Origin of the sequence: Pseudosporangium ferrugineum (genome assembly GCF_003002065.1) — a bacterium.
GTDB lineage: Bacteria > Actinomycetota > Actinomycetes > Mycobacteriales > Micromonosporaceae > Actinoplanes > Actinoplanes ferrugineus_A.
Genome location: NZ_PVZG01000010.1, coordinates 98,731 through 121,984, shown reverse-complemented (window position 1 = coordinate 121,984; position 23,254 = coordinate 98,731). Strand labels below are relative to the sequence as shown.

23 protein-coding genes are annotated in these 23,254 nt (G+C 73.2%); 18 read left to right on the top strand and 5 right to left on the bottom strand.

From position 1 onward, the window contains the following. Positions 1 to 2: 2 nt before the first annotated feature. The 3 genes from CLV70_RS21580 to CLV70_RS21570 all read right to left on the bottom strand — a co-directional run bounded on the left by CLV70_RS21580 (position 3) and on the right by CLV70_RS21570 (position 2,444). Positions 3 to 1,421, bottom strand: coding sequence for a flotillin family protein (locus tag CLV70_RS21580; protein WP_106128351.1), 1,419 nt, complete (start codon positions 1,419 to 1,421; stop codon positions 3 to 5). Between the two features lie 63 nt (positions 1,422 to 1,484). Further along, positions 1,485 to 2,009, bottom strand: a complete 525-nt coding sequence (locus CLV70_RS21575) for a hypothetical protein (protein WP_211303832.1) — start codon at positions 2,007 to 2,009, stop codon at positions 1,485 to 1,487. A gap of 15 nt (positions 2,010 to 2,024) precedes the next feature. Next, positions 2,025 to 2,444 (bottom strand): hypothetical protein, encoded by a 420-nt coding sequence (locus tag CLV70_RS21570; protein WP_146164115.1) that lies wholly within the window; start codon positions 2,442 to 2,444, stop codon positions 2,025 to 2,027. Positions 2,445 to 2,558: 114 nt separating this feature from the next. Between CLV70_RS21570 and CLV70_RS41760 the strand changes: the two genes are divergently transcribed. From CLV70_RS41760 to CLV70_RS21510, 12 genes are all read left to right on the top strand, one after another. Further along, the gene (locus CLV70_RS41760) at positions 2,559 to 4,070 is read left to right on the top strand and encodes a sensor histidine kinase (RefSeq protein ID WP_106128349.1); all 1,512 of its coding nucleotides are present in this window, start codon (positions 2,559 to 2,561) and stop codon (positions 4,068 to 4,070) included. Continuing rightward, positions 4,067 to 4,681 (top strand): response regulator transcription factor, encoded by a 615-nt coding sequence (locus CLV70_RS21560; RefSeq protein WP_146164114.1) that lies wholly within the window; start codon positions 4,067 to 4,069, stop codon positions 4,679 to 4,681. Before CLV70_RS41760 ends, CLV70_RS21560 begins: the two co-directional genes overlap by 4 nt. Positions 4,682 to 6,192: 1,511 nt before the next feature. After that, a complete protein-coding gene (locus tag CLV70_RS21555; RefSeq protein WP_106128347.1) occupies positions 6,193 to 6,591 on the top strand; it encodes a metalloregulator ArsR/SmtB family transcription factor in 399 nt (132 codons plus the stop codon). After that, positions 6,588 to 7,301: an SRPBCC domain-containing protein gene (locus CLV70_RS42020; protein WP_342750392.1), complete on the top strand. Its 714-nt coding sequence runs from the start codon at positions 6,588 to 6,590 to the stop codon at positions 7,299 to 7,301. The genes CLV70_RS21555 and CLV70_RS42020 overlap by 4 nt, the downstream gene beginning before the upstream one ends. A 173-nt stretch (positions 7,302 to 7,474) precedes the next feature. Beyond that, on the top strand, positions 7,475 to 8,737 hold the full coding sequence (locus CLV70_RS21540) for an extracellular solute-binding protein (RefSeq protein ID WP_106128346.1): 1,263 nt from the start codon (positions 7,475 to 7,477) through the stop codon (positions 8,735 to 8,737). Further along, positions 8,734 to 9,639, top strand: coding sequence for a carbohydrate ABC transporter permease (locus CLV70_RS21535; RefSeq protein ID WP_245908374.1), 906 nt, complete (start codon positions 8,734 to 8,736; stop codon positions 9,637 to 9,639). The genes CLV70_RS21540 and CLV70_RS21535 overlap by 4 nt, the downstream gene beginning before the upstream one ends. After that, positions 9,636 to 10,475 (top strand): carbohydrate ABC transporter permease, encoded by an 840-nt coding sequence (locus tag CLV70_RS21530; protein WP_106128345.1) that lies wholly within the window; start codon positions 9,636 to 9,638, stop codon positions 10,473 to 10,475. The genes CLV70_RS21535 and CLV70_RS21530 overlap by 4 nt, the downstream gene beginning before the upstream one ends. After that, a complete protein-coding gene (locus CLV70_RS21525; protein ID WP_106128344.1) occupies positions 10,472 to 11,968 on the top strand; it encodes a beta-N-acetylhexosaminidase in 1,497 nt (498 codons plus the stop codon). The genes CLV70_RS21530 and CLV70_RS21525 overlap by 4 nt, the downstream gene beginning before the upstream one ends. 117 nt (positions 11,969 to 12,085) lie before the next feature. Continuing rightward, a complete protein-coding gene (locus tag CLV70_RS39765) occupies positions 12,086 to 12,247 on the top strand; it encodes a hypothetical protein (protein ID WP_158277797.1) in 162 nt (53 codons plus the stop codon). Continuing rightward, positions 12,240 to 12,866, top strand: a complete 627-nt coding sequence (locus tag CLV70_RS21520) for a hemerythrin domain-containing protein (protein ID WP_106128343.1) — start codon at positions 12,240 to 12,242, stop codon at positions 12,864 to 12,866. The genes CLV70_RS39765 and CLV70_RS21520 overlap by 8 nt, the downstream gene beginning before the upstream one ends. Positions 12,867 to 12,895: 29 nt before the next feature. After that, positions 12,896 to 13,639, top strand: coding sequence for a 2-phosphosulfolactate phosphatase (locus tag CLV70_RS21515; protein ID WP_106128342.1), 744 nt, complete (start codon positions 12,896 to 12,898; stop codon positions 13,637 to 13,639). Between the two features lie 97 nt (positions 13,640 to 13,736). Next, entirely contained in the window at positions 13,737 to 15,518 is a 1,782-nt protein-coding gene (locus tag CLV70_RS21510) for a DHA2 family efflux MFS transporter permease subunit (protein WP_106128341.1), read from the top strand. Between the two features lie 25 nt (positions 15,519 to 15,543). Here CLV70_RS21510 and CLV70_RS41170 read toward each other — a convergent pair whose 3' ends face one another. Next, positions 15,544 to 16,743: an Lrp/AsnC family transcriptional regulator gene (locus tag CLV70_RS41170; RefSeq protein WP_106128340.1), complete on the bottom strand. Its 1,200-nt coding sequence runs from the start codon at positions 16,741 to 16,743 to the stop codon at positions 15,544 to 15,546. A gap of 110 nt (positions 16,744 to 16,853) precedes the next feature. On the opposite strand from CLV70_RS41170, the gene aspS reads away from it, so the two are divergent. The 4 genes from aspS (at position 16,854) to CLV70_RS21485 (ending at position 20,883) form a co-directional block, all read left to right on the top strand. Beyond that, positions 16,854 to 18,653, top strand: coding sequence for an aspartate--tRNA ligase (gene aspS / locus CLV70_RS21500; RefSeq protein WP_106128339.1), 1,800 nt, complete (start codon positions 16,854 to 16,856; stop codon positions 18,651 to 18,653). Next, positions 18,653 to 19,483 carry an SDR family oxidoreductase gene (locus CLV70_RS21495; RefSeq protein ID WP_106128338.1) on the top strand — a complete coding sequence of 277 codons (831 nt, stop codon included), beginning with the start codon at positions 18,653 to 18,655 and terminating at the stop codon, positions 19,481 to 19,483. The genes aspS and CLV70_RS21495 overlap by 1 nt, the downstream gene beginning before the upstream one ends. 195 nt (positions 19,484 to 19,678) lie before the next feature. Further along, a complete protein-coding gene (locus CLV70_RS21490) occupies positions 19,679 to 20,170 on the top strand; it encodes a GyrI-like domain-containing protein (RefSeq protein WP_106128550.1) in 492 nt (163 codons plus the stop codon). Between the two features lie 44 nt (positions 20,171 to 20,214). Next, positions 20,215 to 20,883: a DUF1345 domain-containing protein gene (locus CLV70_RS21485; RefSeq protein ID WP_106128337.1), complete on the top strand. Its 669-nt coding sequence runs from the start codon at positions 20,215 to 20,217 to the stop codon at positions 20,881 to 20,883. Here the strand turns inward: CLV70_RS21485 and CLV70_RS21480 are convergent. Continuing rightward, positions 20,867 to 21,346, bottom strand: coding sequence for a GNAT family N-acetyltransferase (locus CLV70_RS21480; RefSeq protein WP_106128336.1), 480 nt, complete (start codon positions 21,344 to 21,346; stop codon positions 20,867 to 20,869). The two genes, CLV70_RS21485 and CLV70_RS21480, sit on opposite strands and share 17 nt — an antisense overlap. Before the next feature lie 71 nt (positions 21,347 to 21,417). Here CLV70_RS21480 and CLV70_RS21475 point away from each other — a divergent pair, with 71 nt between their 5' ends. Both CLV70_RS21475 and CLV70_RS21470 read left to right on the top strand, forming a co-directional pair. Further along, positions 21,418 to 21,981, top strand: coding sequence for a helix-turn-helix domain-containing protein (locus CLV70_RS21475; RefSeq protein ID WP_106128335.1), 564 nt, complete (start codon positions 21,418 to 21,420; stop codon positions 21,979 to 21,981). Continuing rightward, positions 21,978 to 23,252, top strand: coding sequence for an MFS transporter (locus tag CLV70_RS21470; RefSeq protein WP_106128334.1), 1,275 nt, complete (start codon positions 21,978 to 21,980; stop codon positions 23,250 to 23,252). The genes CLV70_RS21475 and CLV70_RS21470 overlap by 4 nt, the downstream gene beginning before the upstream one ends. The last annotated feature ends 2 nt before the right edge of the window (positions 23,253 to 23,254 follow it).

Below are 23,254 nucleotides of genomic sequence, written 5' to 3'. Positions count from 1 at the left end.
GGTCAATGCTCCTGGGTCTCGGCCGCGGTCCGGCCGTTCAGCTTCGCCAGCAGGCTCGCGAGGTCCACGCCGGTCAGGTCTGTGCCGAGTTGCAGGCCCTGGGCGACGTTCGCCGCCACCGAACGGGTGACCGCCGCCGCGCCGTCGGTGGAGATGACGGTCAGCTTGTCGATCGCGCTGAGCGGGCGGCTGGCCGCCTCGACCACCTGCGGCAGGACCCGGGCGAGCAGGTCCAGGACGGCCGCGTCGCCGTACCGGGCGAAGGCATCGGCCTTGAGCCGCATCGCCTCGGCGTCGCCGCGGCCGCGGGCCAGGGCCGCCGCACCCTCCGCGAGCCCCTCCCGCTCGGCCGCCTCGGCCAGGGCGGACCGGCGGGCCCGCTCGCCCTCGCCGCTCAGCCGGGCCTGCTCGGCGTCGGCCTGCGCCGCGGCGATGGTGGCCTGCCGCCCCGCGTCCGCGGCGAGCACGTCCGCGCTGCGCGCCGCCTCGGCCGCCTGCTCCACCCGGTAGCGGTCCGCGTCGGCCGGCCGGCGCACCTTGATGTCCAGCTGCCGCTGCTTGAGCTCGGCCCGGCGCTCGGCGACCTTCTGCTGCTCGCTGATGATGCCCTGCTTCTGCTCCGCCTTCGCCAGCGGACCGGCCGCGGCCGACCGGGCCCGCGCCGCGTCGACCTCCGCGCGGATCTGCGCCTTCTTGAGGTTGAGGTTGCGCTCGGCCGTCGCGATCGCCTCGTCCGCGAGCAGCCGGGCCTCCTCGGCGGCCTGCGACGAGATCGCCTCGGCCACCGCCGCGTCCTTGAGCACCCGCGCCGCCTCCGGACGGCCCAGATCCTGCAGGTACGTGCCCTCGGTGAGGATGTCCTGCACCTGGAACGTGTCCAGCACCAGGCCCTGGTTGGTCATCGAGTGCTCGGCCTCCTCGGCGACCGCGTTGGCGAACGCCACCCGGTCACCGATGATCTCCTCCACGGTGAGCCGGCCGACGATCGCGCGCAGCGAGCCGGCCAGGACCTCCCGGGTGAACTGCTCGATCTCCTTCTGCTGGTGCAGGAACCGCTGGGCGGCCGCGCGCACCGCGTCCTCGGTGCCGCCGACCTTGACGATCGCCACGCCGTGCAGGTTGGCGCGGATGCCCAGCTTGCTCACCGCGCCCTGGATGTCGACGGAGATGCGCCGGCTGGACAGATCCAGCGACTGTTTGCGCTGCACGACCGGCAGCACGAAGACGGAGGCGCCCATCACCACCTTCTGGCCGGACAGGTCGGTGGAGCGCACCCCGCGCTCGTCGGTCACCGACCTGCCGCTGCGCCCGGTGATGATGAAGGCCTCGTTCGGGCCGGCCACCTTGATCCGGGACAGGATGAACATGACGAGGAGAAAGACGACCAGAACGCCACCGGCCGTGGCGAGCAGCAAAGACATTCGGGGCTCCCTGTTCTCTGGGTTCCTGGTGTGCGGCCTCTGGGTCAGGGCTGTTCGCGGGCCTCAATTCGCGGACGGGACCGGTTCGACGACGACGCTGGCGTGGCTGGTGGCCTCGATCACGAACACCTCGGTGCCGAGGGGCAGGGCCCGCGCGGCGCGGGCATGGAGCTTCACCGGCTGGCCCGCCACCCGTACGCGCACCTCGCCGTACCCGCGCTCGGCGATCGGGGTGACCACGACGCCGATGGCGCCGACGAGATCGGCGCGCCCGGGGGTGGCGTCGGTCGGCATGTCCCGCGCCCACCGCGACAGCCGGACGGCCAGGACGGCGACGGGTACGGCGGCAGCCAGCCCGACCCCACCGGCCGCCGCCACCTCACCCGCCGTACGGACGCCGAGCAGTTCGCCGGCGATGGCCGCGGCGAAACCGAACGCCCCCGCGAAGGCCGCCACGGTCTCCGCCGACGCGCCCCCGACCCGGCCGAAGCCGAACGCGCCGAGCAGAGCCGAACCGAGCACCCCGGCCAGCAGAACCGCGGCGCCCGCCGCGCCGATCAGCATGAAGACCAGGGTCGCCGGCTCCACGGTCCACCGTCCTGTTCATCTGCCGCACCAGGCCTGGACCTCGTCGTTGTTGGCGAGGCGGATCAGGCCGATGTTGATGGCGATCCCCGCGACGGCCTGGAAGATCGCGCCGGTCGCCAGCGACACCAGGCCGCCGACGATGTTGACCGAGCACAGCGCGATCGCCAGCGTCCGGGCCCAGGACCGGCCCCGCCAGAGGAACACGCCGCTCGCCGTCTGCGCCGTGGAGAGCGCGAACTGGACGAAGAACAGCACGTACAGCAGGATCGGCACGGACTGGCCGTGGCCGCTCGAGTCGTTGATGGCCGCCATGAGGACGAACGCGATCAGGAGGCCCAGCACCCCGAACACGCCGAGAAGGATCGCCAGCGTCTTCACCGGGCTCGGCCGGCTCGGTATGGCGTGCGGACCACTGTGGACATCGGTCTCGTACAAGGGAATCCCTCCTTCTCGGTCTCTGATGGCGAGTGTGGACAGTGGACGCGGGGCGGGTCCATGCCGCACATGTGCGGCATGGACCGGGGTCCGGCCCCGTGGGATGCTGCGGGCGTGGACAGCGAGCCGGACGGCGGCGTCACCCTGCCGAGGGCGGTCGACCTGCATCAACGGATCCGGGCGATCACGACCGGCGTGGTCCTGCTGTCCCGCGTCGGCACCCTGGCCATGGTCGCCCTGAGCATCGCCTCCCTGGCCCGCGCCGACGGGTACGCGAACAAGCCCCTCGCCACGGTCACCTACCTGACGGTCGCGGCGTGGAGTGTCGCGTTCGTCCCCGCCATCGCCACCCGCGACCCGATCCCGGGCTGGATGCTGGCCACCGACGTCACGGTCACGTCGGCCGCCGTGGCGGTCCTGCCCTGGTCCCTCACCGACGAGGCGTTCGCCACGGTGGCGGTGCCCGACTTCGAACCGGTCGCCGTCTCCACCGCGGTCACCGTGGCCCTGGCGACGGCCTCCTGGCGGGCCACGATCGCCGGCTGCCTGGCCCTGGCGGTGGCCTTCGCCCTGGCCCAGTTCGCGTCCCCCGACTACGCCGACGTGGCGTCCACCTCGAACATCATCGGCTGGCAGGTCGTGACGGCGGCCTGCTGCTGCCTCTTCATCCGCCGCCTCCGAGCCGTAGCCGACGCGGTCGACGCCGCCACCGACCAGGTGATCGCCGCCCGCGAACGCGTGGCCGCCCGCCGCAGCCAGGCGGAGGAACGCATCCGCCACTTCCGCGAACAGGTACGCCGCCACCGCGCCCTGCACGACGGCCCCCTGCGCGTCCTGACCGCGATCGCCGGCCAGGGCCCCGCGGGACACCCGGACCCCCGCGTACGCCGCCAGGCCGCGATCAGCGCCAACGTCCTGCGAGGCACCACCCCCGACGACCCGGGCGGCACCCTCACGGAACTCTCCCTGGCCCTGATAGAGGCAGGAAACGACAGCGCGGCCCAGGGCCTGCGGGTCGAATACCACTTCGCCAACCTCCCGGACACGCTCCCACCCGAGGTCCTGCAAGCATTCCGCCTGGCAACCGGCGAGGCCCTCGCCAACGTGGCCCGGCACTCAGGCAGCAGCCGGGTACGCCTGACCGCCCTCGCCACCCCACCCGACCGGCCCGCACCTTCCCCGGCGGATCCGCCCTCGCCGCCCTCCCTACCCCCGTCGTCGTCCCCGCCGTCTTCGCCCGCCTTCCCTGCGTCCTCCTTGCCTGCGTCCGCTTTGCCTGGGCGCGCTTTGCCTGGGCCCGCTTTGCCGGCGTCCTCCTTGCCCGGTGCTCCGGCGTCCGCTTCCTCTCCGGGCTTGCCTTCCTCTGCGGCCGCACCCGTTTCCCCAGCCGTGCCCTCCTTGCCGGCCTCCTTGCCGGGCCCGGTCTCCCCGGCTGACCCGCGTCCCGCGCCGACCGTCACCGTTGCGGTCGTCGACCAGGGCAAGGGCTTCGACCCGGACACCACGCCGCTGGGCTACGGCATCCGGCACTCCATCACCGAGCGCATGCGGGAGGTCGGCGGCGCGGCCGGCGTGGACAGCCACCCCGGCCAGGGCACCCGGGTCGACCTGAGGTGGCCGGCATGATCCGGGTCGCGATCATCGACAACGACAAGCTCGTACCCGCCGGCCTCCGCGCCCTCCTCGCGACAACCGACGACATCCAGGTCGTCCACACCGCCACCACCGTCGCCGAACACCTGTCCGCGGCCCCCGAAGCCGACGTCGTCCTCCTCGACCTCCGCCTCGAGGACGGCACCGAGGCGGCCACCAACGTGGTGAGACTCCGCCGCCACGGCGTCCGCGTCCTGGTCTTCTCGGTGCACGGAGACCGCCGCCACGTCCGAGCCACGGTCCGCGCCGGCGCCAGCGGCTACCTGGTCAAGGACGACGACGACGCCAAACTCGCCGACGCCATCCGTACGGTCCACAGCGGACAACCGGCCCTGACCGCGGAGCTGATGAGCATCATCAACGACGACCCGCCGGAACTCTCGCCCCAGGAAGCGCGCACCCTCTACCTCTACGGCACAGGCAGCACCCTGGCGGCCACCGCCCGCCGCATGAACGTCACGATCCCCACGGTGCGCTCATATCTGACCCGCATCAGAGCCAAGTGGGCGGCCATAGACGAACCCGTCGACGACGTCCGGACCCTGGTCACCGAATACCAGCCGTACCCCGACCCGCCGGCCTGAGCCAGGCCCTTCGCTGCCCTCAACGCTTTCACGTGTGCGCCCTCCGGTTCGTCATGCACGCGTGGGACCTTCCGGTCCCGCAACGGTTTGCGGCCCCGCGACGCTCGATCCGAAGAGGACGGTGACGCTTCTCCAGCCGCCCGTCCGGGAGCCGCATCAACCATCACACGCCAGCCGCGAAGAACCAGCGCTGAACTTCATACGGTCTTCTGACATCCCCGCGGAGACCGGCGATCCGGCCCCTCGGCGCGAGACACTTGACCCATGCGGCAGCTCCAGCTCTTCACCCCCACAGAACTGGCCGCCATGCGCGTCCGTGCCGCATCCCGCAACCACTCACCCACAGCCGAAACCTTCCGCCGCACCCACCAACGCCACCGCGCCTGGGGCCTCACCCAGCGCCACGCCGAACGCCTCCGCCGCTCCCGCGAGAGGCCGCCAAGCGCGGACCAGCACCCCGGCCCTCCCAGCCGCAAGCCGTCCGAATGTCGCAGACCCCGATCCGAGCGCCCGGAGAGCTCACTCACCCACCACCCCGAACCCACCCCGGCCGACCAGACTGCTCCTGCTGCCAGGAGCGGGGGCTCCGACCAGAATGCACCTGCCGCCCGAAGCAGGGGCGCCGATCAGACCGCGCCTACTGCCAGAAGCGGGGGCGCCGATCAGACCGCACGTTCCGAGGAGAACGTGCCCACTGGCCGTGACGTGTCGGCCGACCGCAGCGCGCCTGCTGGCCGGGGCGCTTCTGCCGACCGAGTTGCACCTGCCGAGCGGAGTGCCTCTGCCAAGGTTGGCAGCTTGCCCTCGTCCGTTGACCCGGCTCGTCCTTCGAGGCTCGGCAACGGCCCGGGTCCCGATGCCGTCAGGCCGCCCATGGCCCCCGGATCGAGGAGCTCATTCTGGTTCGGCCTCGCCGCTCGTGCGCCGCCGCCTTGGCTTCGGCTCCTGGCCAGCCCGCGAGGCCGAGTGTGAGGGCTGAGGCCCGGGTCGGTCTCGGCGCGGCGCCCCGAGCGCCGCAGCGCCGTGCGGTGCGGTCGCCGGCGACCGTAGTGGTGCGGCGGTGCGGCGGTGCGTGGTACCGCGGTGCGGGCGGTGCGCCGTGCGGTGCGTCGCGGTGCGCGGTGCGGTGCGTCGCGAGCGGACGACTCGGCCTGGATCACCGCGACACCCGGGACGCGTGCGCGGTGCGTCGCGGTGCGCGGTGCGGTGCGGTGCGCGGCGGTGCGGTGGTGCCTTGGTGCGGTGGGTGGCGCGGGTGTTGGGGTGGGGGCGTGGGGGCCGTGGTCAGCCGGGAAGTCCACCTTCGCGGGGAGGGCGTGTTGGCGGCGTGGGCGCCTTGGGTGGCATGGGGCCTTGGGTGCGGGGGTGGGGTGGGTGCCGGTGGGCGGCTTCGGCGGCTGGGGGTGGTGAGGGGGCCGACTGGGCCTATCGGGGTGCGATGGGGGTGGCGGTCGGGGTCGGTGGAGGGCTCGGCGTTGCTTAACGCGTAACCTGTTGGTTACGCTTTTGCGGTGGACGAGGTGGTGGGGGCGATCGCTGATGCCGTTCGGCGGGAGATTTTGGTGATGTTGCGGGGGGAGGCGCTTTCGGCGGGGGAGATCGCGGGGCGGTTTGAGATCAGTCGGCCTGCTGTCAGTCGGCATCTGCGGGTGCTTCGGGGGGCTGGGTTGGTGCGGGATGTGGTGGAGGGGCGGCGGCGGGTCTACACGTTGGAGACCGGGCCGCTCGAGGAGGTTGCCGGGTGGCTCGGGCGGTTGATGGGGCCCTCCGGGTGGCAGCACCGCCTTGACGCGTTGGAGACCGAGGTTTACCGGACTCGCCGGGAGCGGCAGTCGGCCGCCGGGCGGGAACGTGCCGCCGGGCTGGAAGGGGACGCCGGGCGGGAACGTATTGACAGGGAGACTGCATGAGCTTGATACCTACCGGGCGGTTGCTCGGCAATGACCTGGTGCTTACCCGTACGTTCCGGGCGCCTGTCGAGGATGTGTGGGCGAGCATCACGGATCCGGCGCGGACGGCGCGGTGGTTCGGTCCTTGGGAGGGTGAGGCGGGGGTCGGGCGCACGGTCAAGGTGCAGATGGCTCACGAGGAGGGCCGGCCGTGGATGGACATGGTCATCGACGCGTGCGAGCCGCCGCACCGGCTGGCGATCTCCGCCGGCGGCGAACCCGGAGGCGAATCCGGAGGCGGCGGTGAGCCCGAAGGCGGCGACGAGTCCAGCGGTGGCGGCGAACCCGGAGACGACGGTGAGTCCAAGGCCGGCGGCGGCGTCGAGGGTGGCGGTGAGTCCGGGGGCGGCGGCAACTCCGGGGCTGGCGATGAGCCTGCGGGTGGCGACGGCTCCGGGAGCGGCGATGAGCCTGGGGGCGCCGGTGGCTCCGGGGACGGCGGGGACGGCGGGTTCGGGGGGTGGCATCTCGAGCTGGTGCTGACCGAGGTGGGGGGTGTTACCGAGCTTCGATTCACGCAGCGGCTCGGCGGCACCGCTGGCGTCGGTGAGGTCGGGCCGGGGTGGGAGTACTACCTGGACGGGCTGGTGGCGGCGCGGGAGGGGCGGGCGATGCCGGACTTCGGGGACTACTACCCGGCGATGAAGGACCACTTCGAGGCGCAGCGGTAGGGCGTCGTCCGGGGTGCCGGGTTCGGGGGTGGCGGTGGTCGGGTGCGGGGTGTGGTCGTGGTCGGGGCGGGGATTCGATCCTGGCTGGAGGGTTGACGGCCGGGGCTGTGGGCTCCACCCTGGGGGCACCTGATCAACGAACTATTTACGAACGTGGTTCGTCTGGAGTTTTCATGAAGCTGCGTCTTGCGGTGGCTGCCGTCCTCGCCGTCGGTCTGAGCGCCTGTGCCCCTTCTACGTCGTCGCCGTCGAGTTTGCCGTCCGATGGGGGTGCGCGGAGCGGGACGCTCAAGGTGTGGCTTTTCGACGAGCCGAACCGGGCGCCCAAGGAGGCCGTCGTCAAGGATGCGGTGGCCGAGTTCACGGCGTCGCATCCGGACACGAAGGTCGAGGTCGCGTACATCGCTGTGGATACGCGCAGTGAGCGGTTCAAGGGGGCCTTCAACGATCCGGCCAGCGCGCCGGACGTGGTCGAGTACGGCAACACCGACCTTCCCGAGTACGCGGCGGCCGGCGGGCTCGCCGACCTCGGCCCGACGGTGAGCAGGTGGGCCGAGGGGGCCGACCTGGGCGCCGAGGCGAAGGCCAGCGCGACCTATCAGGGCACGCTGCTCGGCGTACCGTGGTTCCTCGGGGTCCGGGCCCTGTATTACCGCACCGACATCTTCCAGGAGCTGGGGCTCAAGCCGCCGGCCAGCATCGCGGAGCTGACCTCCACCGCCCGCACGATCCGGCAGAAGAAGCCCGACATGTTCGGCGTCGCGGTCGGCGGGAAGTACACGTACGCCGCCATGCCGTTCGTCTGGGATGCGGGTGGGGACATCACCTCGCTCGATTCCGCGCAGTCGCGGGCGGGGCTCACCGCGTACACGAATCTGATCGCGCCGGACAACTGCCCGCCGCAGCAGTGCGCGGACCTCACCGGCGGGAAGACGGTCGATCTTTTCGCCGGCGGCAAGGCCGGCATGGGGATTCTCGGCAACTTCAACCGCGCGGCCGTCGACGCCGGCGCGGCGAAGGGCAAGTATGCCGTCGTGCCGCTGCCCGGCAGCAAGCCCGGCTCGATCGCGCCGGCCTTCGCCGGCGGCAACAACCTGGGCATCATGCGCAACAGTCAGCGCCCGGCCCTCGCCGGCGACTTTCTCACCCTGCTCGCCGGCAAGAAATATCAGACCCGGATGTACGAGGCGATGGGCAACCTGCCGACGCTGAAGTCCGCGAGCACCGAGGTGGCGGCCAAGGATCCGTTCCTGAAGCCGTTCGTCGCCACCATCGCCGCCGGGACGAAGTTCGTGCCGCTCGACCCGGGCTGGGGCAAGGTGGACGCGTCGGCCGTGCTGCCCACGATGATCGAGAAGGTGGCCACCGGCCGGGCGACCGTCGACCAGGCCACCGCCGAGGCCGCGAAGCAGATCGACGCGGCCCTCGGGAAGTGACCACCGTCGCCACCGCGCCGCCCCGGCGGCGGCGCGGCCTGACCCCGCTGTGGCTGCTGCTGCCCACGGCCGTCGTGCTGGGCGTGCTGTTCGTCTATCCGATGTGGCAGCTCGGCCTGCTGTCCGTGCTCGACTTCCGGCAGGCGCAGGTCAGCGGCGGGCAACCGACCCGGTTCCTGGGCGCGGAGAACTACACCCGGCTGTTCGGCGATCCCCGGTTCTGGTCGGTGCTGACCGCCACGGTCGCGTTCGCGGCGGCGTGCGTCGCGGCGACCCTGGCCGTCGGCGCCGGGCTCGCCGTCCTGCTGACCCGGATCAGCCGGGTGCCGCGGCTGCTGCTGTCGCTGGCCGCGATGGCGGCGTGGGCGGTGCCGTCGGTGTCCGGCTCGACGGTGTGGATGTTCCTGTTCGACACCGACCTCGGGCTGGTCAACCAGGTCCTCGGACTGGACGGCTACAACTGGATGTACGACCGCTACACCGCCTTCGCCCTGGTCGGCGCGGTGGTGGTGTGGCACTCGTTCCCGTTCGTGATGGTGACGCTCTACGCCGGCATCGAGGCGATCCCCCGGTCGGTGCTGGAGGCGGCGGCGATCGACGGCTCCGGCGCCTGGCGGACGTTCTGGCGGATCATGGTGCCGATCCTGCGGCCGCTGATCGCCATCGTGGTGATCCAGTCGATCATCTGGGACTTCAAGGTCTTCACCCAGATCTACGTGATGACCCGCGGCGGCGGCATCGCGGGGCAGAACCTGACGCTGAACGTGTGGGCGTACCAGCAGGCGTTCGCCTCCGGCGAGTACGGCCTGGGCGCCGCGATCGGCGTGGTGATGATGCTGATCCTGCTGGTCGTGACCCTGCTCTACCTCCGCACGTTGCGCCGATCGGGGGAGCCGCTGTGAGGACGACCCGGCGCCTGCTCGACGCGGTCGCGATCGTGGTCGCGGCCGTGACCGTCTTCCCGATCTACTGGATGGTGCTGGCCGCGGTGAAGCCGCCCGGCGAGATCCAGTCGCTGGACCAGCGGCCCTGGACCCTCGCCCCGTCGCTGGACGCGTTCCGCCGGGTCATCTCCGTCGACGACTTCGGCCGCTACTTCCTCAACAGCGTCGCGGTGGCGCTCGTGGTGGTCGCCGCGTCCGGGTTGCTGGCCTTCCTGGCGGCGGTCGCGCTGACCCGGTTCCGCTTCCGGTTCCGCACGACGGTGCTGGTCCTCTTCCTGATCGCTCAGATGGTCCCGATCGAGGCGCTGACCATCCCGCTCTTCTTCCTGGTGCGCGACCTCGGCACCACCGTGCCCGGCGTCGGCCTGAACACCCTCGGCTCGCTGATGCTCGTGCACACCGCGTTCACCCTGCCGTTCGCGATCTGGATGCTGCGCGGCTTCGTCGCGGCGATCCCGGACGAGCTCGACGAGGCGGCGCAGCTGGACGGCGCCGGCCGCTTCACGATCCTGTGGCGGATCCTCTTCCCGCTGGTCGCGCCCGGGCTCGCCGCCACCAGCGTGTTCTCGTTCATCACGGCCTGGAACGACTTCCTGTTCGCCCGTACGTTCATCATCAGCGCGACCGACCGGCAGACCCTGCCGATGGCCCTGCTCGTGTTCTTCAAGCCCGACCAGAACGACTGGGGAGCGATCATGGCGGCGTCCAGCCTGATGACGGTCCCGGTCCTGATCTTCTTCCTGCTCGTGCGCCGGCGCCTGGTGGCCGGCCTCGGCGGGGCGGTGAAGGATTGATACCCCGGCCCGCATCCGTACGCGACGACGGCCGTGCCGTCACCCTCACCCCCGGCGATCCCGGCCCCGGTCCCGGCACCGAGGGTGTCGCCTCCTGGCTGCGGGCTACCCTCGGCGTGGCGGCGCGCCTGCGCCTCGACCCGGAGCTGGCGGACGAGGCCTACGTGCTCGACGTGGGCGCGGACGGCGTCTCGCTGCGTGGCGGCTCGGCGGCCGGTGTCTTCTACGGCGCGCAGACGCTGCGCCAGCTCCTGCCGCCGGAGACGTTGCGGCGTGCCGGCGCCGGCGGCGGGCCGTGGACGGTGCCGGCGGTGCACATCGAGGACCGGCCCCGCTTCCGGTGGCGGGGTGTGCTGCTCGACGTCGCCCGCCACTTCATGCCCGTCGCCGACGTCCTGCGCTTCGTCGACCTGGCCGCCTTCCACAAGCTCAACGTGCTGCACCTGCACCTCACCGACGACCAGGGCTGGCGCTTCGAGGTGCCGGGGTGGCCGCGGCTGACGTCGGTGGGCTCGTGGCGTCCGCGCACGATGCTCGGCTCCCGGCAGCACGGGCGCTACGACGAACGCCCGCACGGCGGTCACTACACGGACGCGGATCTGCGCGAGATCGTCGCGTACGCCGCCGAGCGGCACGTCACGGTGGTGCCGGAGGTCGACATGCCGGGGCACATGCAGGCGGCCGTGGCGGCGTACCCGGAGCTCGGTAACGGTTTTGCCGGGGGAGTGCGCACGTCGTGGGGGATCTCGCCGCACGTGCTCAACCTGGAACCGGCGACGCTGGACTTCTGCCGCCGGGTCCTCGACCACGTGTGCGACCTGTTCCCGTCCCCGGTCGTCAGCATCGGCGGCGACGAATGCCCGGTGGACGAGTGGACGGGGGACGACCGGCACGCCCTGCAATCCCGCTTCACCGCGGCGATGGCCGCCCACCTGGCCGGGCGCGGGCGCCGCATCCTCGGCTGGGACGAGATCCTGGCCGGCGGCGCACCCCCGGGTGCGATCATCGCGGCGTGGCGCGGGGCCGCACCCGCGGAGCTCGCGCTGGCGGCCGGGCACGAGGTGGTGTCCTGCCCGGACACGTCGGTCTACCTGGACTATCGGCAGTCCGGTGATCCGGGCGAGCCGACCCCGGTGGGCACCCTGCTGACGCTGCGCGACGTGTACGCCTTCGAGCCACCCCCGGGCGTCCTCGGCGCACAGGCGAACGTGTGGACGGAGCACATGGAGTCGGCGCGGCGGGTCGACTACATGACGTACCCCCGGCTGTGCGCCCTCGCCGAGGTGGTGTGGAGCCCGCCGCGGCGGAGCTTCGCCGAGTTCGAGGGGCGGCTGACCCCGCACCTGGCCCGGCTCGACGCGCTGGGCGTCAACTACCGGCCGCCGTCCGGCCCTCGCCCGTGGGATGCCCGTCCGGACGCGCCGGGAAACCCACGCCGCCTCGACGAACGGCTCGCCGAGCTCCACGCGATGACGGCCGATCTGCGGCGTTGACGCCCATCGAGCCGTGGATCGAACTGCCGATCTTGCTGTGTAACGGGATCGGCCACTGCGACGCTTGCATCTGTACGGCGTGTGCCGTCGATCGCAGAAAGGGTGTCGCGGACGGGGATGAAGGACACGGAGCACGGTTCCTGGCCGGGAGCCGAGAATGAGCGGGGCCCGCACCGGTGGGGCGGATACGAGCGGACGCTGAGGCTGCGCGCGGTGACCCTGCTGGTGGTGGCCGTCAGCATGACCGCCCTGCTGACCCTCGGGAACTACCTTGGGTGAATACGCACGCTTTCTCGCGTACGGTCATCAGCTTGTCCTGGTGCACGCCCGCCTGCGCGACATGCTGGACGAGCTCCGCGACGGGGTGGTGCCCGCGGGGGAATTGGGCGCGCACTGCCTGGCCTTCTGCTCGGCGGTGACCCGGCATCACACGGGCGAGGATCTCACGGTGTTTCCCGAGCTCGCGGCCCGGCACCCGGAGCTGCGGTCCTTTCTGCACGACCTCGCCCGCGACCATCAGGTGATCGCCGGCATGCTGGCCCGGCTGACCGAACTGACCCGCGGAGAAACGCCCGGGAGCGGGACCGGGACCGGGACCGGCGGGCCGGACCCGGGTGCGAGCGGCGGGCCGGGCGCGGGCGGTGGGCGAGGTGCGGGCGGCGGGCCGGGCGGCGGGCCGGGCGGTGGGCCGGGGGGTGGGCCGGGTGCGGGCGGCGGGCCGGGTGCGGGCGGGCAGCGGACGGATTGGCCGGCTGGGGTGCGGGCCGAGCTCGACGGGCTGGCGGCGGTGCTCGAGACGCACTTTCTCGGTGAGGAGAAGCGGCTCGCCGGGGTGCTCAACGCGCTGGATCCTGCCGTGAACCTGACCGGGTTCGAGGACGTCGCGGACTTCTCGTAGCCGGCGGCCGGTTTGGCAGAATCGGCGGCATGAAGATCCACTGTGACTGGGGGCCGGACGGTGCGGACGCCGCGAGCCGCTGGGCGTCGGTCGTCGCGGTCGTCGACGTGCTGTCGTTCACGACGACGCTGACCGTGGCGGCCGACCGGGGGATTGCCGTGCGGCCGTACCCGTGGCGGGGTCCGGGTGCGGCGGAGTTCGCCCGGGAGCAGCGCGCGACCCTGGCCGTCGGGCGGCGGAAGGCGGCGCCGGGGCAGGTCAGCCTGTCGCCGCGTACCGTGCGGGACAGCGCCGGCGTCGAGCGGCTCGTGCTGCCCTCGCCGAACGGCTCCGCGATCTCCGCGCGCCTCGCGGGCGGCGGCGCGACCGTCGTCGGCGTCTCGCTGCGCAACGCGCCCGCGGCCGCGGCCTGGGTGCGCCGCCGGCTGCCCGGCGGCGCGGTCGCGGTGATCGCCGCTGGCGAACGCTGGCCCGGCGGTGCGTTGCGCCCGGCGGTCGAGGACCTGTGGGGCGCGGGGGCCTTCCTGACCCATCTGGTACGCCGGGGAGCCGACGAACCGTCCCCCGAGGCGGGCGCGGCGCTGGCGGCGTACCGGAGTGTCGCGGACGGCCTGGCCGCCTCCCTCGACGCCTGCGTCAGCGGGCGTGAGCTGCACGATCACGGGTTCGGCGGCGACGTCGCGATCGCCGCGGAGTTCGGTGCGAGCACCTCCGTCCCGGTCCTGCGCGACGGATGGTACGTGGCGGATCAGGACTCGCCAGCGGCCCTCTGAACCCGATTCGTGCCGCTCCGGTCCGACAGGCGGAGGAATCCGACACGTGCGGGCCTCCGGCTGGGAGATTCGCGCCGGGCGGATCGATCGTAGGGGCATGCAACGACACTCATCCGGCCGGGAATCGTGGTGGCCCCTGGTCACCGTCTGTCTCGGCACCTTCATGCTCCTCGTCGACGTCACCATCGTGAACGTCGCCCTGCCGCAGATGGCGACCGGCCTGCACACCTCGTTCACCGCCCTGCAATGGGTCATCGACGGCTACGCGCTGTCGCTGGGCGTGCTGCTGCTCGGCGCCGGAGCGCTCGGCGACCGTTACGGCCACCGCAGGCTGTACGCCGCCGGCCTCGTGCTGTTCGCCTTGGCGTCGCTGGCCTGCGGGCTCGCCACCGGCACCGGCGCCCTCATCGCCGCCCGGGTGCTGCAGGGCGTTGGCGCCGCGGCCATGTTCACCACGACGTTCGCCCTGCTCAACACCGCCTACCGGGGCCGGTCCCGGGGCGTCGCGTACGGCGTCTGGGGCGGCGTCTCCGGGGCGTCGGCGGCGGCCGGCCCGATCCTCGGCGGCCTGCTCACCGAGGCGTTCGACTGGCGCTGGATCTTCCTGGTCAACCTGCCGGTCAGCGTCGCCGCCCTGGCGTTGTGCGCGACCGTGCTCAAGCCCGGCCACGAGGCGCGCCACGGCCGCTTCGACCTCGCGGGCACGGTCACGTTCACGGTCGCCGCGACGGCGCTGACCGTCGCCGTCATCCGCGCCGGCGCCGAGGGCTGGGGCTCCGCCCGGACGTGGGGGCTGCTGCTCCTCAGCGTGCTGGCCCTGGCCGCCTTCGGCCTGGTCGAGCGGCGCAGCCCCGCGCCGATGTTCGACCTCTCCCTGCTGCGCAACCGGTCCTTCGCCGGCATCCTCGTGGCGGCGCTGCTGGTCAACTTCGGGGCGTTCGCCGCTTTCACGTACACCTCGATCTGGTTGCAGTCGCTCCTCGGCATGTCGCCCCTGCGGGCCGGCCTGACCGGCCTGCCGATGTCGATCGTGTCGGTGATCGTCTCGGGCGTCGCCGGGGCCCGCCTGCACGGCCGCTCGCCGCGGCTGATCATCGGCGGCGGGATGCTCCTCATCGGCGCCGGCGGCGTCCTGCTCGCCCTGATGGTGGACGCCCACGCCAGTTGGCCCGCCCTGATCGCCGGGTACGCCGTGACCGGCGCGGGCGTCGGCCTGGTCATGCCGGCCCTCGCGGAGGCGGCGATGGGCTCGGTGCCCCCGCAGCGCGGCGGCATGGCCGCGGGCGCGGTCAACACCGCCCGCCAGCTCGGCTTCGCGATCGGCATCGCGATCCTGGGCACGGTCTTCGCCTCCCAGGCCGAACGGCACCTCGCGGAGGCCGGCAGCGGCCTTGCGACAGATCCCGCTGGGCTTGCGACAGATCCCGGTGGGCTTGTGACGGGTCCCGGCGGGCCTGCGGCGGATCTCGGCGGGGTGGCGGCGGACCCCGGCGGGGTGGCGCACGGGCTGGCGGCGGGGCAGGCCGGGGGCATCCTCCACGCCGTGCCGGAGGCGGCCCGGTCCGCGGTGGACGCGGCGCTGCGCGGGGCGGCGGCGGCCGGCCTGGACGCCGGGTTCCTGGTGGCTGCGGCGGCCGGCCTGGCCGGGGGGATCGCCGCGCTGGCCCTGATCCGGCGGCCGGCGGCGGCTCCCACGGCCTCACCGGCGGCGGCTCCCACGGGCTTGCCGGCGGCGGCTCCCACGGCCTCGCCGGCGGCGGCTCCCACGGGCTTGCCGGCGGCGGCTCCCACGGGCTTGCCAGCGGCGGTCCCCACGGGCTCGCCGGCGGCGGTCCCCACGGGCGAGGACGTTCCGGCGGAAGCCGGCTCGCCCGGCTGACGGCGCTTCCCGGGTCGCTCCGCGGTCAGGTGACCGGGCCGCGGAGCACGCCGTTGTCCACGAGGGAGACCGCCTGCTTGACCCGGGTCAGCATCGGGACCGTGTCACAGGTGCGGATCTCCGGGATCGCCGCGACCTCGGTGGTCAGGTAGCGGTACAGCTCGGCGGCGTCGCGGCACAGCGCGTTCGCCACGAGGGCGGCCGAGCCCGTCACCGCCGCCGCCCAAGCGAGCTGGCGGTGGTTGGCGAGCCGGGAACCGACCGCCGCGAGGTCCGCCGGGGCCACCGTCAGCCACAGGTGGGCGACGTTGCGGAAGCCGAGCCGGGTGACGGAGGCGTCGATGTCGAACCGGATCGCCCCGGAGGCGGTGAGGGCGGACAGGCGGTGCGCGACCCTGCGCTGGGTCCAGCCGGTCGCCTGGGCGAGCGCGGCGTAACTGGCCCGCCCGTCGACGGCGAGCGCGGCGAGAAGCGGCCGGTCACCGGCCTCGACAACCGCCCCACCCGCGTCGCCCGCCCCACCCGGCCCGCCCGCGCTGCCTGTGCTGCCTGCGCCGCCCGCGCCGCCCGCGCTGCCCGCGCCGCCCGCGCCGCCCGCGCCGCCCGCGCTGCCTGCGCTGCCTGCGCTGCCCGGGCTGCCTGCTCCGGCCGGGCCGTCCGCGTCGGCCGGGCCGGGGTCGGCGGCCGGCATGCTCTCGGGGCTGCCCAGGAGGAGTTCGCGGCGCTGGTCGAGATCGAGCTGGGACTCCGACACCACCCAGTCCGCCTCGCCGCGCCCCACGAAGCGGTGCAGCACCTGGTGGGCGCTCAGCGACAGCACGTTCGTCGCCCGGGGCAGGTGGTGCAGCAGCCCGGCGTCCCGCTGCTCGTCGGCGATCCGGACGTTGCAGGTCAGCTGCGCCCCGCCCGCGTCCACGGTGATCCAGCTGGTGTCCGTGCGCCGGGCCAGGGCATCGGCGAGCGCGCCCGCGGTGCCCGGCCGTACGGCGATGCGCAGGATCCATGACGTCACGCCCGGGGTCCGCTCGGCGTCCGCCTCGCCGAAGACGCGGACGATGCCCTCGCCGCGCATCCGCTGGTAGCGGCGGGCCGCCGTCTGCTCCGAGACACCCAGCACCGCGGCCAGCCGGGCGAACGGCACCCGCGGCGCGAGCTGCAACGCGTGGAGGATCTGCCGGTCCAGATGGTCGGCGACGGCGGAATTCGCCACGACAGGCCCGCTCATGCGTGGGATCCTAGCCCGTACGCGCGGAGCCGGGCCGGTGGGAACGCCGCCGCGCCACTCCTGACACAATGTCGGGTGCGCCCTGTGAACCCCTGTGAGGAGACGTTTCCGTGATCCGTACCCATGACGCCGGCAGCCTGCGGGCCGACCACGCCGGCCAGACGGTGACGCTCGCCGGGTGGGTGGCCCGCCGGCGCGACCACGGCGGCGTGATCTTCGTCGATCTCCGCGACGCCTCGGGGGTCGTCCAGGTCGTCTTCCGCGAGGAGGACGCGCACGCGCTGCGCAACGAGTTCTGCGTGAAGGTGACCGGCGAGGTGACCGCCCGCCCGGCCGGCAACGAGAACCCCGAGCTGGCCACCGGCGCGGTCGAGGTCGTGGCGAGCGAGCTGGTCGTGCTCTCCGAGGCCGCGCCGCTGCCCCTGCCCGTCGACGACAACATCGAGGCCGGCGACGACCTGCGCCTCAAGTACCGCTACCTGGACCTGCGGCGCTCCGGCCCGGCCAAGGCGCTCAAGCTGCGCAGCCGGGCCAACCAGATCGCCCGCGAGGTGCTGCACGCCCGCGACTTCCACGAGATCGAGACCCCGACGCTGACGCGATCCACCCCCGAGGGCGCCCGCGACTTCCTGGTTCCCGTACGCCTGCAGCCCGGCACCTGGTATGCCCTGCCCCAGTCCCCGCAGCTGTTCAAGCAGCTCCTGATGGTCGCGGGCCTGGAACGGTATTACCAGATCGCCCGCTGCTACCGCGACGAGGACTTCCGCGCCGACCGGCAGCCCGAGTTCACCCAGCTCGACATCGAGATGTCGTTCGTGACCCAGGACGACATCATCGAGCTCGGCGAGGAACTCGTCACCAAGCTGTGGGGCGAGCTCGCCGGCTACGCCGTGCCCACCCCGATCCCGCGCATCACCTGGCACGACGCGATGAACCGGTACGGCTCCGACAAGCCCGACCTGCGCTACGGCGTCGAGCTGACCGAGCTGACCGACTACCTGCGCGGCACCGAGTTCCGGGTGTTCGCCGGCGCCATCGACGCGGGCGGCTACGTCGGCGCGGTGGTCATGCCGGGCGGCGCGTCGCAGACCCGCAAGGAGCTCGACGGCTGGCAGGACTGGGCCAAGGCCCGGGGCGCCCGCGGCCTGGCGTACGTGGTGCTCGACGCCGAGACGGGCGAGCCGCGCGGCCCGGTGGCGAAGAACCTCTCCGCCGACCACCTCTCCGGCCTGGCCGACGTGGTCGGCGCCAAGCCGGGCGACGCGGTCTTCTTCGCCGCGGCGACCGAGCGCCGGGAGGCCCAGGAGCTGCTCGGCGCGGCCCGCATCGAGATCGCCAAGCGGTCCGGCCTGATCGACGAGTCGGCGTGGGCGTTCTGCTGGGTCGTCGACGCGCCCATGTTCGAGAAGACCGACGAGGGCGGCTGGACGGCCGTGCACCACCCGTTCACCAGCCCGAACTCGGAGTGGATGGACAACTTCGAGTCGGCGCCCGACCGGGCCCTGGCGTACGCGTACGACATCGTGTGCAACGGCAACGAGATCGGCGGCGGCAGCGTCCGTATCCACCGCGCCGACGTGCAGAGCCGCGTCTTCGAGCTGCTCGGCATCACGCCGGAGGAGGCCCAGGACAAGTTCGGCTTCCTGCTGGAGGCGTTCAAGTACGGCCCGCCCCCGCACGCCGGCATCGCCATCGGCTGGGACCGCACGTGCATGCTGCTCTCCGGCAACGAGTCGATCCGCGAGGTCATCGCCTTCCCGAAGACCCGCGGCGGCTTCGACCCGCTGACCGGCGCCCCCACGGCGATCACCGGTGACCAGCGCAAGGAGGCCGGCATCGACGCCAAGCCCAAGGCCGCCGGCACGCCCGGCACCGACGGCCAGGCAGCGCCGGTCGCACGCTCCCACTGATGCGCACGCTGGTCGTCGGCGCGAGCGGGCACCTCGGTGGTGAGGTGGCCCGGCTCGCGTCGGCGGCCGGCGCCGAGGTGCGGGGCACGGCCACGACCCGGGCGGGCGGCTGGTCACCCCTGGACATCACCGACCGCGCGGCGGTCCTCGCGCTGACCGCTTCCGTACGCCCGCAGCTGATCGTCAACGCGGCGTACCGGGCGGACAGCTGGCCGGCCTGCGCGGACGGCGCCGCCCACGTGGCCCTGGCGGCGGCCGAGTCGGGCGCCCGCCTCGTCCACGTCTCCACCGACGCGGTCCACGCCGGCCGCCCGGCCCCATACGGCGACGACGAACCCCCGACCCCGGTCTACACGTACGGCGCGGCCAAGGCGGCGGGCGAGACGGCGGTCCGGGCCATCGCCCCGTCCGCGGTGGTGGTCCGCACCTCCCTGATCGTCGGCGACACCCGCAGCAAACAGGTCCGGCTGAGCCTCGACCTGGCCACCGGCCGCCGCCGCGGCGCCCTCTTCACGGACGAGCACCGCTGCCCCATCGACGCGACAGACCTGGCCACCGCGATCCTCGAACTGGCGGCCACCGACTACACCGGCCTGATCAACGTGGCCGGCCCCGACCCCCTGAGCCGAGCCGACCTCGGCCGCCTCATCGCCGCCGCCCACCACCTCGACCCGGCGACCGTCCCCACCTGCACCACCGCGGAAGCAGGCCTCGGCCCCCGCCCCTCCCACCTCCTCCTCGACTCCACCCGCGCCACAACCCTCCTCAAATCCCCACCCCGCCCGGTCGCCGAGACCCTCACCCACAATCGACACCCCTCAGTGGACTGATCGGCAGCGCCGGGCCGCCTCCGCCGGGCGATGCCGCCCCGTCCTCGGTGACCGGACGGCCGAAGATCCCGGGACGGTGGGCCCGCAGATGGTGACCGCCGACCTTCGCGGGGGAAGAGCAGGTGGGTGCCGGCGCGGGGATCGGTGAGGGCGTAGCTGATTGCGGCGGGCCGGAAAACCGTCATGATGGAGCGCATGCTGGTGGAGCCGACCGTCGTCGAGCGGTCCGGGCAGGTTTATGTCGGGCGGCGGGAGTCGGTCACCATGACCGAGTTCGGCCGGATCGCTGATCAGCTGCCGGTGATGTTCGGGTGGCTGCGGGAGCGGGGCGTTGCCGCCGCGGGGCCGCCGTTCTTCCGGTATCGGGTCATCGAGGGCGCGGAGCTGGTGGTCGAGGCCGGCATTCCGGTGAGCGCGGCGGTCGAGGTTCCGGAGCCCAGCTTCGTGGACGTGCTGCCCGCCGGGCGGTACGCCACCGTCAGCCATGTCGGGCATCCCGACGAGTTGATGGGGGTGACCGCGAGCCTGCTCGACTGGGCGCAGCGGCGGGGGCTCGAGTGGGATCGGACGCAGACGCCCGAGGGGGAGGTGTGGGCGGCTCGGCTGGAGCTGCTCATGACCGATCCTGCGGCGGAGCCCGACATGCACAAGTGGGAGACCGTGCTCCTGTTCAAGCTGGCCGGCTGAGCGACCGAGCCGGCTGAGCGACGGGGCGACGGGGCGACGGGGCGGTGGCGCAGGAGGGGCCGGCGTGGCGGCGGATCACCCGGGGGGAGCAGCGGTGGCCGTTCGCTCTCGCGTACGTGGTGATCATCGCTCTTCAGGTCGTGCTGCCCGAGCGTTACGCGGCCGGCGGGCGGTGGGTGCTGCCGGCGATCGAGGTGGTGGTCGTCGGGGTGCTGGTGGCCGCGAACCCGGGCCGGGTGGAGCGGAGCACGCCCGCGCTGCGGCGGCTGGGGCTGGTGCTGATCGCGGTCGCGAGCCTGGGTACGGCGTTCTCGGTCGGCCGGCTGGTGCTGGACATCTCGACCGGGGTGGACACCGGGTCTGCGGCCCGGCTGCTGGGCACCGGCGCGGGGATCTGGCTGGTGAACGTGCTGACGTTCGCCGTCTGGTACTGGGAGCTGGATCGGGGCGGGCCGCTCGCGCGGGCGATCGGCGCCGACCCGTACCCGGACTTTCTCTTCCCTCAGATGACCACCCCGGAGCTGGCGCCGAAGGACTGGGAGCCGCAGTTCGCCGACTACCTGTATCTCGCGTTCACGAACGCGACGGCGTTCAGCCCGACGGACACGCTGCCGCTCTCGCGCTGGGCGAAGCTGACCATGATGCTCCAGTCGGCCATCTCGCTGGTCACGGCCGCCCTGGTCGTCGCCAAGGCGGTCAACGCCCTGGGATGACAAGACGCATGGCCGGGTCTTTCGTACGCCGGAAGCCGAGCGACGCGTAGAGCGGCTCCCCGTCGGGCGAGGCACGCAGGCCGATCACGTCGACGCCGCGGCGGGCGTACCAGGCGATCAGGGCGGTCATGCAGGCGCGGGAGTAGCCGCGGCGGCGGTACCCCGGGTCGGTCGCGACGTTGTAGACGTACCCGCGCAGTCCGCCCGGGTTGTCCGGGCTCGGGAGTCGCCGGTCGATCGCGCCCACCACGCAGGCCGCGAGCCCCGGGCCGTCCGGGCGGTCGACGACGAACGCGGCGAGCGGGCCCGCCGGGTCGCCGAGCCGCTCGCCCAGGATCGCGATGCCCGCGTCCTGCCACTCGCCGGCGGGGGCCGGTTCGCCGCCGGCCGAATCGATCATCACCTTCCGCAGCCGCATGAGCTCCGGGGCGTCGGCCGGTCCACCCTGTCTCGCCTCGATCATGGCCGTATGGTCGCACACTTCTCATGCATAAGAAGCTTGCACAAGTTCTGTGCACAGGTATTGTGCAAGTTATGGAGCAGAAGGAAGTCCATCTCGACGCGCGGCAGATCCGGGTGCTGGCCCACCCGCTGCGGTTCCGGCTGCTGGGCCGGCTGCGGCTGGACGGCCCGGCGACCGCCACCCGGCTGGCCCGGGCGCTCGGCACCAACACCGGCGCGACCAGCTACCACCTGCGGCAACTCGCCGACGTCGGCCTGGTGCTCGAGGAGGAGCGGCCCGGCCGGGGCCGCGAGCGCTGGTGGCGCTCGGCGCACGACGTCACCAGCTGGCAGCGCGACACCTTCGCCGGCGACCCCGACGCCACCGCCGCCGCCGACTGGCTCGAGGGTTCGTGGCTGCGCAGCCTCGTCTCCCAGGCCGAGACCTGGCAGCGGATCCAGCGCGACGAGCCGGAGGAGTGGCGCCGCGCCTCGAACTTCTCCGACTACTGGCTCGACCTCTCCGCCGAGCAGCTCGACGCCCTCAACACCGAGCTGAACGAGGTGGTCGAGCGCTACCGGGCCGCCGGTCCGGCACCGGGTTCCCGGCAGATCGTCTTCTACCTGTACGGCATGCCGAGAGTGGACGAACCATGAGCACCCTGACCGCGGCCCGCGCCCAGCGCCGCTTCCTGATCCTCCTCGCCCTGCGCTGGCTGCCCGTCGGCCTGATGATCCCGGTGATCGTCCTGCTCCCGCTCGAGCGCGGCCTCACCCTCGCGCAGTACGGTTCCGCCGCCGCCCTTCAGGGCCTCGCCGTCCTGCTGCTCGAGCTGCCGACCGGGGGCCTGTCCGACGCGATGGGCCGCCGGCCCGTGCTGCTGCTCGCCGGCTTCGTCGACATCGCCTCCCTGTGCCTGCTGACCTTCGCCGACTCGGTCCCGCTGTTCCTCGCCTTCTACCTGCTACAGGGGGTCTACCGGGCGCTCGACAGCGGACCCCTCGAAGCCTGGTACGTCGACCATGCCCTCGCCGCCGACGAGCACGCCGACATCGAGGCCGGGCTGAGCCGCAGCGGCGTGGTCGTGGGCGTCGCCATCGCGGCGGGCGCCCTGATCACCGGCGGGCTGGTGGCGCTGGGGCCGTACGGGCCGGTCACCGCGCTCAGCTCGCCGGTGTACGTGGCCCTGTTCCTGCAGGCCGTCTCGCTGGTGGCGGTGGCGACGCTGATGACCGAGGCGCGTACGCACCGGGGTTTCGGCGCGCTGGCCGCCTCGGTGCGGGGAGTGCCGGCCGCGATCGGGGGCGCGTTCGGGCTGGTGCGCCGGTCCCGGGTCGTCCTCGCGCTCATCGCCGTGGAGGTGTTCTGGGGCTTCGGCATGGTGGCGTTCGAGAGCCTGACGCCCGTACGCCTCGCCGACGTGCTGGGCGACGCCAACCGGGCGTCGGCGCTGATGGGCCCGGTCGGCTCGGTGGCCTGGCTCGCCTCGGCGGCGGGCGCGGCCGTGATCCCGGTGCTCGCCCGGCGCATCGGTGCACCGTGGACCGGCTTCACCCTGCGGATCGTGCAGGGTGTCACCGTCGCCGGGATGGCCCTGTTCGCCGGCCCGGTCGGGGTGATCGCGGCGTTCCTGCTCTGTTACGCCGTCCACGGCGCGGCGAACCCGGTGCACAGCGGGTTGCTGCACCGGCAGGTCGAGGGCCCGTACCGGGCCAGCCTCGTGTCGCTGAACTCCATGGTCGGCCAGCCGGCCGGCTCCCTCGGGCTGGTCGTGCTCACCGCGATCGCGGCCTCGGCAAGCCTGGTCGTCTCGCTGCTGGTGGCCGCCGCGGTGCTGGCGCTGGCCGCTCCGCTCTACCTGGTCGCCCGGCGGAGCGCGCCGGAGACCGTGCCGGCGGCCGCGACGGAGGTCATGCCGGCGCCCTGAGC